Genomic DNA, 14,848 nt, shown 5'->3' with positions numbered 1-14,848 from the left:
ATGCAAATCCAAGAACCCAACGCCCCCACCCTGTTTGACACCATAGGCGGTGAGCCCGTAATCCGCGCTATGGTCGATCGCTTTTACGACCTGATGGACCTGGAGCCGCGCTACGCCGAGTTGCGCGCTGCCCACGGCACCGACCTCGACAAGGCGCGCGATCACTTGTTCTGGTTTCTGTGCGGGTGGATGGGCGGGCCCGATTACTTTGTGGAGCGCTTCGGTCACCCGCGGCTGCGGGCACGGCACATGCCGTTCAAAATTGGCATTTTGGAGCGCGACCAGTGGTTGGCCTGCATGGACCAGTCCATGGGAGAAACCAACATCGACCCAGTGCTGCACGAGCGGCTCAAAGCCTCGTTTTTTCAAACCGCCGACTGGATGCGCAACGTCGCTAACTGAGGCGAACTCTCGCGGCTCAAGCGCGGCTCAAGCGCGGCTCAGGCGCGGTTTTGCGGCTGCAGCAACACCACCAGCGCCCCCGCGCCACCCTGCGCAGGCTGGGCCTGCACAAAAGCCACCACCTCGCTTTTTTGCACCAGCCACTTGTGCACTTTTTCTTTGAGCACCGGCGCTTTGCCGGGCGAGCCCAGGCCCTTGCCGTGCACCACGCGCACGCAGCGGATGCCGTTGCGGTGCGACTCGCGGATAAAGGCGCCCAGGGCCTCGCGCGCCTCGTCGCTGCGGTAGCCGTGCAGGTCAATCTGCTTTTGGATGCTCCACTTGCCTTTGCGCAGCTTCTGCGTCACGTCCGTGCCCACGCCGGGGCGGCGAAAGCTCAGGTGCTCGTCGGTGTCGAGCAGGGTGGTGACGTCGATCTCGTCGCTCAGCGCCTCTTGCAGCGCGGCCGCGTCGTCCAGCATCTGCTGCTTAGGAATAGGCTTGGGTGGCTCCGGGGTGAGCTTGGCCCGCTGTGGTGGCTCCAAGGGTTTGACCTTGCCGATGGCGGCTTGAAACAGATTGCTGGCCGCGGCTTTGCGTTTGGCGTCCAGCGCTTTTTGCGCGGCCAGCGCCGCTTCGCGGGCTGCCTGGGCCTCGATTTCTTTTTTGACCAGCTTCAGGTCGGAAAGGGCGTTGATTTTCATGGGTGCCCTTGGGTTAAATGAGGCCGGTTTCAGCCATAGACAGCGCCTGACCCGGCCCGACGATGATGTGGTCCAGCACCCGCACATCCACCAGCGCGAGCGCGGCTTTCAGGGTGTGGGTCAGCGCCTCGTCCGCACGGCTGGGCTGCACGCTGCCGCTGGGGTGGTTGTGCGCCAGCACCACTGCCGCCGCACCGTGGTGCAGCGCGCGAATGACCACCTCACGCGGGTACACGCTGGTCTGGGTGAGCGTGCCGCGAAACAGCTCTTCCATGGCCAGTAGCTTGTTTTGGGTGTCTAAAAACAGCACCGCAAACACCTCGTGCCCTTTGGCGGCCAAGTGGAGCTGCAGGTAGTGCTTGACGGCCTGCGGGTCGGCAAACACCTCGCGCTCCTGCAGGCGCTGCGCCATGGCGCGGCGGGCAAGCTCCAGCACCGCCACAATCTCGGCCCGCTTGGCAGGTCCCAGGCCTTTGACGCGCTTGAGGTCGTCGGCGGTAGCGTGCAGCAGTCCCGCTATGCCTCCAAACCCGCCCTGGCGCCCGTCGTTATTGCGCGAGGCGCTATCTTTTTTGAGTTGCAGCAGCTCCTCGGCCATCTGCAACACCCCTTTGCCAGCAATACCGGTGCGCAACAAAATCGCCAGCAACTCCGCATCGCTGAGCGCCCCGGGGCCTCGCGCAAGCAACTTCTCGCGCGGTTGGGCTTCCAGGGGGAGGTCTTTGAGGGGCATAGGGAGGGGCGGGGCGTCGGGGGCGGGATAATACGGGGCAGTTTATCGGGACTTCTATGACCAGCACGCTTCCCCGGGTTCAGCCGGGCTCCTTTCTTACCTTGCATTACCGCTTGGGCGGCCCCGCCGGGGACATCATCAACACTTTCGATGGCAAGCCCGCCACGCTGAGCTTGGGCACAGGCGAACTTTCGCCCGCCGTCGAGGCCTGCCTGATGGACATGGAAGAGGGCGCGCGCGCCACCTTTGAGCTGCCGGCAGGTGCCGCCTTTGGCGAACGCAATCCCGACATGCAGCAGTGGCTGGCCCGCAAGGTGCTCACGCAAATGGGCGATCCGCTGGAGACCTACAACGTGGGCGATGTGGTGCAGTTCCCCACGCCCGATGGCCAAGGCCAGTTTGCCGGTGTGGTGCTGCAACTGCGCGGCGAAGGCGCCGAGCGCGCGGTGTTGTTTGACTTCAACCATCCGCTGGCCGGCCAGCCAGTCACGTTTGAAGTGCAGCTGATTGGAGTGTTATGACCACCACTGTATTGCCCCAAGAAATTCTGCTGGCCGAGCCACGTGGCTTTTGTGCGGGCGTAGACCGCGCCATCGAGATCGTGGAGAAGGCGCTGGCCAAGTTCGGCCGCCCCATCTACGTGCGCCATGAAATCGTGCACAACACCTATGTGGTGAACGACCTCAAAGAGCGCGGCGCCATCTTCATCGAAGAGCTGGACGATGTGCCGCCGGGCGCGACGCTGGTGTTCTCGGCCCACGGCGTGAGCCAAGCCATCCAGCGCGAGGCGGAGCGTCGGGGTTTTCAGATTTTTGATGCCACTTGCCCGCTGGTGACTAAGGTGCACGTCGAAGTAGCCAAGCTGCACAAAGAAGGCTATGAGTTTGTGATGATCGGCCACAAAGGCCACCCCGAGGTGGAAGGCACCATGGGCCAGCTGGAGAGCGGCATTCACCTCGTGGAAGACGTGGCCGACGTAGCCCGCATCCAGCCCGGCCAGACCGACAAACTGGCCGTGGTGACCCAAACCACCCTGAGCGTGGACGACGCGGCCGAAATCACCGCCGCCGTGGTAGCCCGCTTTCCGCGAATCCAAAAACCCAAGATGCAAGACATTTGCTACGCCACCCAGAACCGCCAGGACGCGGTCAAGGTGATGAGCCCGCAGGTGGACATTGTGATCGTGGTGGGCAGCCCTACCAGCTCCAACAGCAACCGCCTGCGCGAAGTGGCCCAGAAGCTGGGCACCGAGAGCTACATGGTGGACAACGCCGATGAGCTCCAGCCCGAGTGGTTTGAAGGCAAGCAGCGCGTGGGCCTGACCGCGGGTGCCAGCGCCCCGGAGGTGCTGGTGAAGGCCGTGATCGACCGCATCAAGGCGCTGGGCGCTGTGTCGGTGCGCAAGATGGACGGCATTGAAGAAACCGTGAAGTTCCCGCTGCCCAAGGGCCTGAAGCTGGAAGTCTGATGCCGGTGCTGGGCGCTACTAAAAACGTAGCTGCTCGCGCAATAAAATAGAGGGCTAGAGCCCGATTTGAACCTGATTTGACCCGAAAGTACGAGAAACGCCATGTTAGACATCACCCTGCTGCGCAAAGACCTGGATTCGGTAGTTGCCCGCCTGTTGACCCGCAAGAACCCACAGGTCTTTTTGAATGTGGAGGCCTTCACGGCGCTGGAAGCCGAGCGCAAGACCATCCAGATGCGCACCGAAGAGATGCAGGCCAAGCGCAACAGCGTGAGCAAACAGATCGGCATGCTCAAAGGCAAGGGCCAGCACGCAGAGGCTGACGCGGCCATGGCGGAAGTGGGCAGCCTGAAGGCCGAGTTGGAGGCCTCTGCCACCCGTTTGGACGCCATTCAGGCCGAAATGCAAACCATGCTGGAAGCTGTGCCCAACCTGCCGCACGAGAGTGTGCCCGTGGGTGAAGACGAGCACGGCAACGTGGTGGTGCGCACGTGGGGCTCCCCCAAGACCTACGACTTTGAAGTCAAAGACCATGTGGACTTGGGCAATCCCTTGGGGCTGGACTTTGAAATGGGCGTCAAGCTCACCGGCTCACGCTTCACCGTCATGAAAGGGCAAATCGCCCGCCTGCACCGCGCCCTTGCCCAGTTCATGCTGGACGTGCAGACCACCGAGCACGGCTACACCGAGTGCTACACGCCCTACATCGTCAACGGCGACAGCCTGCGCGGCACCGGCCAGCTGCCCAAGTTTGAAGAAGACCTGTTTGCCGCCAAAAAGGGCGGCCAAGAGGGCGGCGATGACAACACCGCGCTCTACCTCATTCCCACCAGCGAAGTGCCACTGACCAACTTTGTGCGCGACGTGGTGTCCGCCGAGGCCGACTTGCCCATCAAGCTCACGGCTCACACCCCGTGCTTCCGGTCTGAAGCGGGCAGCGCCGGGCGCGATACCCGCGGCCTGATCCGCCAGCACCAGTTCGACAAGGTGGAAATGGTGCAAATTGTCCACCCCGATCAGAGCTACGAAGCGCTGGAAGAAATGACCGGTCACGCCGAAGCCATTTTGCAGAAGCTGAACTTGCCCTACCGCGTGATGAGCCTGTGCACTGGCGACATGGGCTTTGGTGCCAGCAAAACCTACGACCTGGAAGTCTGGCTGCCCGCCCAAAACACCTACCGCGAAATCAGCTCGGTCTCCAACTGCGAAGCCTTCCAGGCCCGCCGTTTGCAGGCTCGTTTTAAAAACGCGCAGGGTAAGAACGAGCTGGTGCACACCCTCAACGGCTCCGGCCTGGCCGTGGGCCGTGCACTGGTGGCGGTGCTGGAAAACCACCAGAACGCCGATGGCAGCATTACCGTCCCCGAAGCGCTGCGCCCCTACATGGGCGGCGTGAGCGTGCTCAAGGCCTGAGCCCTCAAAACGGTCGGACAAGCCTGCTAGAATCGTGGCTTCGTTTCGACCGACACGAATTCAGGAGAAGTGGCAGAGTGGTCGAATGTACCTGACTCGAAATCAGGCGTACCGAAAGGTACCGAGGGTTCGAATCCCTCCTTCTCCTCCAGTTATCGGTTTTATACAGTCCCATAAAGCCCTAAAACCCGCCTTCTTCATTGGAGAGCGGGTTTTTTTACGTCCCACTTCGTCCGGCTTGGTATCATGGAATCCAGCAAAAATGTTGGTATTTTTGTTGGTACATAAAAAATCCAACTCTAGGGGGGCGCATGGTACTCACCGACACCTTTGTAAAAAAGGTCAAACACAAAGGCGCGGCAACCGGCGAAAAGTATTCGCACGGTAAGGGGCTTTATTTGCACGTTACGGCCTCGGGCAAATATTGGCGCATGGCTTATCGGATGCACGGGAAACAAAGAACCCTTGCCCTCGGCGTCTACCCTGCTGTGACATTGGCAAAAGCTGCCAGAGATTGCAACGATGCACGGGAGTTGCTTGCTCAAGGGATTGACCCCAGCGATCAAAAGCGGGCGGATAAGCTAAAAAAAGCGGTTGCAGCTGCTAACAGTCTTGAATCTGTCGCTCTCGAATACCTTGATTTGAAGCAGTCGGAGTGGAGCGCTTCACACTATGAGCGTGAATATCGCAACATCCATAAAGATCTTTTGCCATGGCTCGGCAAACGTGCCATTGCATCGATAACCGGCCCGGAGTTGCTAGAAGTGCTCAGGCGTATAGAGCGCCGGGGGGCTGTGGAGAGCGCTAAGCGCGTCCGGGTCACTGCCGGGGGGGTATGGGGCTTGGCAATCGCTAGCGGTAGGGCAGAGCGCAATATCACCCTAGACATTGCACCAGCGTTAAAAAAGTCTGAAAAGAAAAACCATGCTGCATTGGTTGACCCGCAAAAGGTAGGCCAGTTGCTCAGGGTCATTCATGCATACACCGGAACCCCTGCGGTTTGCGCTGCGTTCAAACTAGCCCCCATCCTGTTTCAGCGCCCCGGCAACCTGCGCGGCATGCGTTGGTGTGATCTTGATCTATCGGCGGGCCTTTGGACAATTCCCAGCGCCGATATGAAGCGATCTAAGGCCGGTAAAGCCACGGGCCAGCCTCACGTTGTCCCCCTGCCATCGCAAGCCGTGGCGATTCTCGAATCAATCCACCCCCTGACGGGTCAGCGTGAATATGTGTTCCCCGGCGCTACCAATCCAAAACAGCCAATGTCCGAAGCTGCGCTAGGTGCCGCACTTATCAGGCTTGGTTATCAGGGGGTGCAAACGTGGCATGGTTTCCGGGCAACCGGGCGGACTTTGATTCGTGAAGCGCTTGGTTTTGACCCTGACGTAATCGAAGCGGCCCTAGCTCATACCGGGCAAATTTCCCATGGTGGTGCGTATGACCGTGCGGCCTTCATTAGTAAGCGCGTCACCATGGCGCAAGAGTGGGCAGACTATCTCGACAATCTCCGCCTGACTGAAACCCCAGCCCCATAAAAAAACCCAGCTCAGGGGCTGGGTTCTTTCCTCGGTGTGTAGGTTGCTACTGCTGGGCGTGCATCGTTTGCAGATTCGCCACCAACTGGGCGGCCTGTCGTCCTGTGCCTGCAATGTCGTGTTGCATCACTCCGAACGAATCAGCCTCGCCACGGCCTCCGAGTTGTCGCAGTGCGTAACGCTGCCCCCGCCATCCGTCGATCAGCCCCAGCCCCTGAAACTTTTTGAAGGCGGCAACAAACTCACCGGCGGCTGTGTCCAGCTGGTGAAGTTCATCACGTAGAAGCCGATCAACCGCGCCGAAGTCCTCACGGGCCTGCACCAGCTGGGCGGCCTTGGCTTCCTGCGCTTGCTTGGCGGCCTGCTCGATCAATCCATCAAAAGTAGTTTGTGCCCGTGTTGCTGCACGCTGCACTTTCACTTGCTCGGCTTCGATTGCCTCAATTTTTGCCATTGGTGCATTGGATGCAAGGGCAACTCGATAGCGGCTCTGCAACGTGTCCAGCGCGTCGCTATGGCCTGCAATCGCTGCGCGCAGTTCCTGCATGGATTTTTCAAGATTGTTCATTTTTGTACTTTCAATAATTGGTTCAAGAGGTCACTCGGCTGGGCCATTTTTCGGGCCTGTGGGCGGCTTTTGAGGGCTGGGGCTGGTGTTGCCCTTGCCCGCCTGCTTTGTCGCTTGTTAGCGCCAATCTGCTCCAGCATCACCGGCCTGCCGTGTAGGCGTTTACGCCCCTTGGCATCAAGTCGCGGGTCGCTGCCCCTGGGTCGATCTTTGCGACATAGCGGCCGAACTTTTCCGACTCGCCCCATTGGCGCTGCTCTTGAATCGAATGCTGCGTGAACTGCACATTCATTGCCGCCGGTGCCATTCGTGGGGCTGGGCCTTCGCCTCGCCAAAAGGCCGCCCGCTGCTCCAATACTTGCTTGCGGGCGCGCTCGCCTGCTCGGTCTAAGGCTTCAAAATCGCTTTGGACTTCGGCAATCGTTTGTGAACTCGGTTTCATAGTTTTTCCTTAAAAGTTACAGAAATTTCTCCTGCACCACGTTGATTTTTTAAATTTCGGATTGCAGCTTTGCCAGAACTTCGGCGCATTGCTTCACGCTGTAAATCTGGTCAATCTCACCGGCTGGGGCTGGGTTCAATTCCAGCCAATCGCGCAATGCGGCCTCTGTGCTGTATCGGAATTCCTTAGCGCCTCCAATACCGTACCCAATGAAGCTCACGCCATCAGGTGCGGCCTTTCCCATTAGTGGCGGCATAAACGTCCGCCCCACAATCCGGCCCCTTGGTGCGGCGGCCTCCAGCACCGCTAAACGGTTTTGCATGGTGCGGGTCATGTGCGGGCCTCCAGCTGGGCAATGCGTTGCTCCAGTGTCGTGAACTCCTCGACCCGTGCCAGCCCCGCCAGAACGGCCACCAGACGCGCTGCCTGTTCGCTGGATAGGTTGCCCTCGACCAGCCCCTGCAAAACGCTCTCGCCCTTGGCGGTAAGGTTGTCGCCAGTCAGTGCCATTGGCTCTGCCTGCTCCATTGGTCGCAGTGTCGGGATTACACGATCAAGCAACAACTTTGCGGCCTGTGTATCACCAGCCTTTGCAGCTGCCACCAGACTACTAACGATCGAATCCATGTCGTCGGCAATACGTTTACGAAGCTCACCAATGCGGCCAATGCCACGGGGTCTGCCCTGTGGGTTTCCGCTTGTGCCTTTTTGAAATTTTGTGTTTTTCATAATGTGATATTTCTCTGTTTAATCAGGAGACATTCGAGGAGACATACAAAAGACAGACAAACACTAGGAGACAGACACCCCCCCTTTTTTAGAAAGGGGGGCAGTGTCGCCATGTCTCCCTGGCTCACGCTGTCGCCTTGTCCACTAGCTCGCCATTCAAAGTAACTAAGCCAGAATTAACCAAAATTTCCAGCGCGCGATTGAATGCCTTTTGTCTGGACTTCAATTCGCCCGTTTGGCTTTCATGGTTAGTGAACAGCTCGCGCAATGTGGCCTTGGTCACTGGCTCATGGATAAGGTTAAGGAGCACTCCCGCTGCCGTGGTTTTTGCCCCCTTGGTGACGGCTTTCGCTTGTCGGTAGGTCTGACTGCCTTCAGTCGCAATCAGCGTGCCGTAGGGTCGTCCCGCATGGTCTGCGACGCCTTCCAGCTCGACCGGCAACAACTCCAATGCAATCGGCTCAAACTCTGGTGCATCTTTCAGTTTTTCGCACGTCAGTAATGCATGGCGGTCGCCCTTGCGGGTTAGTTTCACCATGCCGTCAGCATCACCAAGCTTTGCCAAGCTGCCCATGAATTCGCCCCCGCTTTTCTGTAAATGGTCTAAAACAACCACGTCCGCGCCTGTGGCCTCGATCAGCCTACGAATGTTTTTATTGAATGCGGACACCGCGCCTTTCTCGTCATCGGCGGCGGTCTGTGCGTAGGTGTCCACGATCACAACCAATCGGGCGCGCTCGTCTGGTGTGAAGCCTGCCAACTCGGGAAAGTTGCCGTCTAAAACTGCTACGCGCTCGGCTTGCTCCGCCTCCGTCATGGCTTCAACCTGCTGCGGTGTCATGGTGCGATACCGTAGGCGGTCGGGTTCACGCTGGGCGCGTGTTGCGCTTGCGACGTGTCCCCATGGTGGGCCCCCCCTCCATGCGTACAGCCCACGGGTATAGGCTCGGTTTATGCTGGTGTCTCGGGGCTGGTGCGCTTCGTCTGACAAGTCCGTCAGGTCGTCCAGTCCAGACACTGCTGCGGCCCATTCGGCACGGCTTGTCACTCGGTCGGGTGCCAGCTCACCGACAATCCCCAGCAACTCCGCCAGCCCCTCGGGCGTGTCCAGCTGAGGGCGGCAACTCACGATGAATAATGGCCCGCTTTGCTCGTGGAATTCGTCCAGTGCTGCCCTCCGAACGTGAAGGCCTCCGCCACCTTCGGCGGCGACATATATCACTGTCGCCTTTCGGGTGTCTCGACCCACCCAAGGGCGGCCACATACGATAGCGTGCGCCACGGATAAGGCAACGAAGCTTTTGTAACTAGCGGGCGCTCCGATCAGCCAGCTGTGGCCACGGGGGATAACGCCATCTACCAGCCAAGAGCTGCCACGCGCACGGCGTAGGGCTTCGTATGGGCTTTGGTCGCCTAGGGCTTCGTGCCACATGGTTAAGGTATCGGCGGTCAGCATGCGAAACCCCATGCCAACTGCGCGGCCAATGGTGCCCATTGGGTCAGGGCGGCGGTCATTGCGCACCGCCGATCTTTTGCAAGTGAGCTTGCACCTCAGAAAGCCGCCATGCCGTGCATTTTTGGCTTAATTTGTGCGGCTTTGGAAACCGGCCCTCACTTACAAACCGCCAAAGGGAACTTTTCGATACTGGAAAGAGTGCCAGAACCTCGGGCAGTCTCAAAAAACGATCATCCATACATAGCCTTTCAACCGTAAAAAATACCAGTTGGGGCTATTGAAAAAAATTGTGCTACACTGACGGCGTCAACTTATCGGAGTAACTCGGTTTTTTACCGCTAGCCTCAACCACCTTTACCTCGTCGCCTTGCAGGGCTTCGGGGTGTTTGTGTTTATGGTGCATAACCCATCGCTGGATTAAGCGGAACTATAACGATTTATTTGCTATGTAAATAGGGGTTTTCCCTATATTTTGAAAAATAACTATACTAAATAGTTATATAGATTCAGTTTCTTATAGCCATGTAATTTTTTATGCTGCTTTGGTTCGGGGGTCTGTGTTGACGGTGCCGAATTGAGACACTTTTATTTTTGTTGGTATTTCTGTTGGTACTTTTTTGGACATCGAAAATTAAATCCATACGAATCAACGACTTAAGAAGGTTGTTCTATGGACTCCTTCTCCTCCAAATACCAAGCCTGCATCCCTCATAGGATGCAGGCTTTTTTGTTGGGCTGCAGATGCAATCCGTTTGTCATGCGGCTGCAATTTCTGTGTCGCATAGTGGCGGGCTGTAACCAGCGTTAAAGGTGTTTTCATGGTGAAGATTCGCACAATCTCCCGCCGGGTGGCGGTAGCTTCTACATTGGCAACCGCGTTTTGGGGGCCAGTGGCCTGGGCCCAAAGCGGTAGCACCGGTTTTCCCGACAAGCCCGTCAAGATCGTGGTGCCCTTTGCCCCTGGTGCCGGGACAGACGCCATGGGTCGCTTGATGGCCCAGAAGTTGGGTGAAGTGATGGGGGGCAGCTTTGTGGTGGAAAACCGCACGGGTGCGTCTGGGGCCATTGGTACGCAGTATGTGGCGCAGCAGCCGGCCGACGGCTATACCTTGTTGTTGGTGGCTTCCCCGTTCACCACGGTGGCCGCGTCCTTGCCCACTGCAGGCTATGACCCGCTCAAAAGCTTTAGCCCGGTCGGCATGATTGCCAGCGGTCCTTTGGTGTGGGCGACCACTCCTCAAACCGGCATCCAGTCCATGCAGGACTTGGTGGTGAAAGCCCGCAGCCAGCCGGGTGCTCTCAATTACGGTTCCGCCGGCGCCGGTGGGGTGAATCACTTGGTGCTGGAGTTGCTCAAAGCGCGCACCGGCACTTTTATTACCCATATTCCCTACCGCGGTGTCGCGCCTGCCACCATGGACATGGTGTCGGGCCAGGTGCAGTTGGTCACCGGCACGATTCCCGCGCTGTTGCCCCTGATTAAAGACGGCCGCGTGAAGCCCTTGGCGGTGACCAGTGCCAAGCGCTCCAGTGCCATGCCCGACGTGCCGAGCATGGCCGAGGCGGGTTTTAAGGGGTTTGATGTGCAGAACTTCTTTGCACTGGCGGCTCCGGCCGGCACGCCAGCGGCCGTGATCGACAAACTCAATGCCGCCTTGAACAAGGTGGTGGCCCTGCCCGAAGTGCAGGCCCGCTTCAAGGTCGATGCGGTCGACGCCATGCCGGGCACGCCGGCTGGGCAAACTCGCTTTATCGAGGCGGACTACCAGGCCTGGCGCGACGTAGTGCGCAGCCAGAACCTGAAGATCGAATAAACCTGCGCGCACCCGCCCGGTTTAGCGGGCGTGTTGCCGTAAAAATTTGATAAAGCGCGGAAACACATCGTGTGCCGCGTTTTTTCCGATGATCACGTCCGCATGGCCGTAGCCCGGAATCACTTCCAGCTGGTGGCGGCCGGGCGAAATTTGCTCCAGTCGCTCATGGCACAGCACATTCGAGTCTAAAAACAAAGCGTTTTCCTGCCCGGCTACCAGCAGGACGGGCGTGCTGATGTCGGCGGCGTTGTGCAGGTAGTTGTCGGGCAGGTCACGGTAGCGCACATCTTTGGGATCGAACTTCACGGCAGTGTTGTCGGCCCCCACCATTTTGCGGATGTGGCGGTAGTAGTGCACGCCGCTGCCACCGAACAAGTCGCCAGTACGGCGGTGGGTCACTTCGTGCAGGTTCTCATGGCGGAATAGCACCGGATAGCCGTAGCCCCACATGAAGCTGGTCATGTGGCACTCGGGCACATCGCACTCGCGGTGCATGAGGCTCACCCCTTTGGCCAGCAGTTTCCCCGGTGACATGCCGGCCTGCGTGCCCCACTCGGGGTTGAGGTAGTCGACCCCGAGTATGGATTCCGCCAAAAACGGCCCGAGCGCCAGCTTGGCCTTTGCAAATGCGCCCACCTTGGGGGTGAGGGCTACCCCGTTCACGATCACGCTGCTAACCCCCGGCAGCTTTTTGCCAAACAGGCTCATGGCCACCGACATCGCGCCCAGACAATGGCTGATGATGTGAATGCGCGCCTCCGGCCCCACCGCTGTGCGGACTGCGGCCAGTGCGGCAGGGTTGTCGTAGAGTGCTACGTCGTCCACGGTAAAGCGGTGGCGGGTGTGGTTGTAGGGCTGGCGCTTGCTGATGCGTCCGTCCAGTGTCCAGACATCGGTAAAGCCCTCGTCCAGCAGCACCTGGGTCAGGTTGCGGTGCTCGGGCATGATGAACATGTCACTCGACGCAGTGAGCCCCGGCACCAGCAACACTACGTCTTTGCAGGGCGCGCGCTGAAAGCGCAGTAGGCTGATCCCCAGGCCATCCGCTGTGCTGGCGTAGTGGGTACTGACCTCCGCGCCTTTCACGCCCTCCAGGCTGTGCAGCGGGATGGTGCGAATGCGGGGTTCGCGTCCGTGGCGGCGCGGCAGGCCATGGGTTTCCCACAGTTTGCCCAAAAACAAGCGGCCGAAGCGCTGTATGGCGTCCAGCCGGTCGAGCGGGGTGGGGGCGTCGGCCTGAAACGTCGTGAGCTGCTGCAGGAAGTCGCGCACCCGGATGTGCAATACGCCACTGGCCACCAGCGAGGCCGCCCCTTCTTCCGCAGCACTCAGGTGCCCGGGGTAGATGTTGACCATGAGGGTGGTGGTGTCCGACCAGGCGTCAAACCCGAAGTCGTTGCGAATGTCCTTGCGGCCGCTCAAGGTGAGGGGCTGCCCTTGGTGGTCTTCAAACTTCAGCCGGTAAAGCATGGTTTTGCGATTTGCATCGCCACTGTCTGCAAACAGGTTGAACTCGCCCGCCAGCACGGGCTGTCGGCCCCCGATACTGCGGCCCTCCAGGTAGCCTATGGCTTGGGCCGCATGGGCAGGGTCGCTAATGAAGGCATCGAGGTCCTCCATGCGGATGGTGAGGTGAAACATCAGGTCCAAGCCCGCGGCTTCGCCCTCATCGTGGCCCTGTTGGCAGGTATGTTGCCCGGGGCTGACGTAGCCCCTCATTTCCTCCGTGAACTGGAAGGCGACCGGTGAGCGCGCGGAATCAGGCATGGGGTACTCCAAGGGTGTCGTCCGGGGTCATTCCGGTGATGTCTTCTGCAATCCACTCCGCCAGTGCCGCAATAGTGGCACTGGGGTTGGCCCCCACGCCGGTGGGAAGCAAGGAGCCATCGGCCACATACAGGCGCTGGTAGCCAAAGACCTGGCCCCGGGCTCCGGGGAGGCTGCTCACCACGCCGTGCGCAGGCTCCTCCGCCAGGGCACAGCCTCCCAGGGGGTGGACGGTGATGTTGTTGCGCACCGGCCAGGCCCAGGTAGGTTGGGGGAAATAGGTGCTTGCGCCGGCGAACTGCTGGAACCGCTTTCCACAGGCCACGATGGCGTCGTAAAGCGGGCGGCTGCTGGACTGGGGCCAGTCCAGCGCCAAGCGCCCGCGGTGCAGGTGCAAGGTGCCGTCCGCCGCGTCTTGGCCCATAAACAGCAACACGCTGCTGCGGTACGACAGGTCGCCTTGGAGTGCCGTATGGGCGTAGGCGCTCATGGAGCCGCTCCACTTGCCGGAGAACAGTTGGTCAACCCAGCGCTGCTTGAAGACCTTGAAGGTTCGCGCGATGCGGTTGAACAAGTAGCTCAAGCCGGCAGCCGGTCGCAGCCCTTCGACATACCAGGCTGCAAAAGCAGGGTAGGCCGCATCTTCCAGCATGAAGGACGGCTGCCCCGGTGTGGGTTGCTGCAAACCATAGTCAATGAACTGGGTAATCACGGGGCCGTAAGTCGGGTCGGCAGCGCGGGTGCCGCCTGACACAAAAGACAGAAAGTCCCCGTTGCCCGAAAACCCGTGGCCCAGCCGCTGGCTCAGGCGCGGCAGCGTGCCCAGCGTGTCCCGGCAGCGCAGCAGCAGCTCATTGGTGCCCAGGGTGCCCGCTGCCACAACGACGCGGCGTGCCAGCGCGTGCAGTGGTGTGCCGGCATCGTCCCGGTAATCCACCCGGTAGCCATAGCGCCCGTCTGCGGTGCTGTCGGGCTCGCCCGCCTCGCTGAGCGGGGTAATGCGAGTGACCTCGCTACCGGTTTCCACGAGGGCACCATGCTGCTTTTCGGCGGCGAACAGGTAGTTCAGGTCGAGGGTGTTCTTGGCGTGCACGTTGCAACCTACGTCGCATTCCCCGCAGTAGGTGCACGAGGTTTGCGTGGCCCCATAGCGGTTGCGTTCCTGCTCACCCAGGGGGAGTGGGCCACTCTGGCGGCTGGCGTAGCCCTTGCCGAAAAATACCGCAATGTCTGCCGCCCGGCTGGTGCGGCCATCAGCCCGGGCGAAGTCAGCGTACAGCGAGGTGCGCTGAATGGTTCGGCGGGCATCGCCTTCGGCAGGCGGCACGGGGCGGGCAGCCAGCACGCTTTGGGCGACCCGGTAATAGGGGGCAAGGGTTGTGGCGCTGATTTGTGCGGGCCATCGCGGGCCGAACACCCACGCAGGCGCTGGCATGAACACATTGGCGTAAATCAGCGAGCCCCCACCCAAGCCTGCGCTGACCACCGAGTCCATGCGGCGGTAGTTGCGAATGTCAAACAACCCATTGAGCTTGCGCGCCTGGCCGTCTTCGGCCGGCGCCCAGAAGTTGGCGGCAAAGTCATGCGGGCTGCGCGCAAAACTCCCCTTGGGGTAGCGTTTGCCCCTCTCCAGTAACAGCACCTCGCCGGGCCAGCGCATGGCCAGCCGGCAGCACATGACGGCCCCGCCGAAACCGCTGCCCACAATAATGGCTTCCAGAAATCGTTTTTGTGTCATGAATTCCCCCTGTAATCCCGCGAACATGGTGGACATGCGGCCGCGGCCGGGGTAACTTAGCACAGCGGTCGGTTTTTGAACATCGAGCAATTACCGCCCG

At 60.0% G+C, this 14,848-nt stretch carries 17 protein-coding genes, 1 tRNA gene and 1 pseudogene; 7 read left to right on the top strand and 12 right to left on the bottom strand.

The genetic code is table 11. From position 1 onward, the window contains the following. A complete protein-coding gene (locus tag QZW03_RS06065; RefSeq protein ID WP_296509085.1) occupies nt 1-402 on the top strand; it encodes a group II truncated hemoglobin in 402 nt (133 codons plus the stop codon). Between the two features lie 38 nt (nt 403-440). On the opposite strand, the gene QZW03_RS06060 is transcribed toward QZW03_RS06065, so the two are convergent. After that, nucleotides 441-1,085 (bottom strand): Smr/MutS family protein, encoded by a 645-nt coding sequence (locus QZW03_RS06060; protein ID WP_296509084.1) that lies wholly within the window; start codon nt 1,083-1,085, stop codon nt 441-443. Between the two features lie 13 nt (nt 1,086-1,098). Next, a complete protein-coding gene (gene radC, locus QZW03_RS06055; RefSeq protein ID WP_296509083.1) occupies nt 1,099-1,818 on the bottom strand; it encodes a DNA repair protein RadC in 720 nt (239 codons plus the stop codon). Nucleotides 1,819-1,874: 56 nt separating this feature from the next. On the opposite strand from radC, the gene QZW03_RS06050 reads away from it, so the two are divergent. From QZW03_RS06050 to QZW03_RS06030, 5 genes are all read left to right on the top strand, one after another. Further along, on the top strand, nt 1,875-2,339 hold the full coding sequence (locus QZW03_RS06050; protein WP_087496686.1) for an FKBP-type peptidyl-prolyl cis-trans isomerase: 465 nt from the start codon (nt 1,875-1,877) through the stop codon (nt 2,337-2,339). Then, the gene (gene ispH / locus QZW03_RS06045) at nt 2,336-3,286 is read left to right on the top strand and encodes a 4-hydroxy-3-methylbut-2-enyl diphosphate reductase (protein ID WP_296509082.1); all 951 of its coding nucleotides are present in this window, start codon (nt 2,336-2,338) and stop codon (nt 3,284-3,286) included. Before QZW03_RS06050 ends, ispH begins: the two co-directional genes overlap by 4 nt. A 102-nt stretch (nt 3,287-3,388) precedes the next feature. Continuing rightward, nucleotides 3,389-4,699, top strand: coding sequence for a serine--tRNA ligase (gene serS, locus QZW03_RS06040; protein ID WP_296509081.1), 1,311 nt, complete (start codon nt 3,389-3,391; stop codon nt 4,697-4,699). A gap of 63 nt (nt 4,700-4,762) precedes the next feature. Beyond that, nucleotides 4,763-4,850 (top strand) — tRNA-Ser (locus tag QZW03_RS06035). A gap of 160 nt (nt 4,851-5,010) precedes the next feature. Next, nucleotides 5,011-6,234: an integrase arm-type DNA-binding domain-containing protein gene (locus QZW03_RS06030; protein WP_296509080.1), complete on the top strand. Its 1,224-nt coding sequence runs from the start codon at nt 5,011-5,013 to the stop codon at nt 6,232-6,234. A gap of 46 nt (nt 6,235-6,280) precedes the next feature. Here the strand turns inward: QZW03_RS06030 and QZW03_RS06025 are convergent, their stop codons facing one another. The 8 genes and pseudogenes from QZW03_RS06025 to QZW03_RS06000 form a co-directional block, all read right to left on the bottom strand. Further along, entirely contained in the window at nt 6,281-6,802 is a 522-nt protein-coding gene (locus tag QZW03_RS06025) for a hypothetical protein (protein ID WP_296509079.1), read from the bottom strand. A gap of 139 nt (nt 6,803-6,941) precedes the next feature. After that, entirely contained in the window at nt 6,942-7,244 is a 303-nt protein-coding gene (locus QZW03_RS06020; protein WP_296509078.1) for a hypothetical protein, read from the bottom strand. A 49-nt stretch (nt 7,245-7,293) separates the two neighbouring features. Further along, complete coding sequence (locus tag QZW03_RS06015) at nt 7,294-7,578, bottom strand: hypothetical protein (RefSeq protein ID WP_296509077.1); 285 nt, start codon at nt 7,576-7,578, stop codon at nt 7,294-7,296. After that, nucleotides 7,575-7,973 (bottom strand): DUF5681 domain-containing protein, encoded by a 399-nt coding sequence (locus QZW03_RS06010; protein ID WP_296509076.1) that lies wholly within the window; start codon nt 7,971-7,973, stop codon nt 7,575-7,577. The genes QZW03_RS06015 and QZW03_RS06010 overlap by 4 nt, the downstream gene beginning before the upstream one ends. A 124-nt stretch (nt 7,974-8,097) precedes the next feature. Beyond that, the gene (locus QZW03_RS06005) at nt 8,098-8,814 is read right to left on the bottom strand and encodes a hypothetical protein (protein WP_296509075.1); all 717 of its coding nucleotides are present in this window, start codon (nt 8,812-8,814) and stop codon (nt 8,098-8,100) included. A 288-nt stretch (nt 8,815-9,102) separates the two neighbouring features. After that, nucleotides 9,103-9,405: pseudogene (locus QZW03_RS17435) on the bottom strand (AAA family ATPase); the annotation flags it as partial. Between the two features lie 79 nt (nt 9,406-9,484). Then, complete coding sequence (locus QZW03_RS17430) at nt 9,485-9,667, bottom strand: AlpA family phage regulatory protein (RefSeq protein WP_366481407.1); 183 nt, start codon at nt 9,665-9,667, stop codon at nt 9,485-9,487. A 408-nt stretch (nt 9,668-10,075) separates the two neighbouring features. Continuing rightward, nucleotides 10,076-10,249: a hypothetical protein gene (locus tag QZW03_RS06000; RefSeq protein WP_296509074.1), complete on the bottom strand. Its 174-nt coding sequence runs from the start codon at nt 10,247-10,249 to the stop codon at nt 10,076-10,078. On the opposite strand from QZW03_RS06000, the gene QZW03_RS05995 reads away from it, so the two are divergent. Next, the gene (locus tag QZW03_RS05995; RefSeq protein WP_296509073.1) at nt 10,248-11,243 is read left to right on the top strand and encodes a tripartite tricarboxylate transporter substrate binding protein; all 996 of its coding nucleotides are present in this window, start codon (nt 10,248-10,250) and stop codon (nt 11,241-11,243) included. The genes QZW03_RS06000 and QZW03_RS05995 overlap by 2 nt on opposite strands. A 21-nt stretch (nt 11,244-11,264) precedes the next feature. Here QZW03_RS05995 and QZW03_RS05990 read toward each other — a convergent pair whose 3' ends face one another. After that, the gene (locus QZW03_RS05990; protein ID WP_296509072.1) at nt 11,265-13,010 is read right to left on the bottom strand and encodes an alpha/beta fold hydrolase; all 1,746 of its coding nucleotides are present in this window, start codon (nt 13,008-13,010) and stop codon (nt 11,265-11,267) included. After that, nucleotides 13,003-14,748, bottom strand: coding sequence for a GMC oxidoreductase (locus QZW03_RS05985; protein ID WP_296509071.1), 1,746 nt, complete (start codon nt 14,746-14,748; stop codon nt 13,003-13,005). Before QZW03_RS05985 ends, QZW03_RS05990 begins: the two co-directional genes overlap by 8 nt. Between the last annotated feature and the right edge of the window lie 100 nt (nt 14,749-14,848).

The sequence above is a fragment of the Rhodoferax sp. genome (assembly GCF_013297935.1).
In the GTDB taxonomy this organism is placed as follows: Bacteria; Pseudomonadota; Gammaproteobacteria; order Burkholderiales; family Burkholderiaceae_C; genus Allorhodoferax.
The sequence above is the reverse complement of the archived record's forward strand: the minus strand, read 5'-3'. Positions and strand labels throughout refer to the sequence as shown.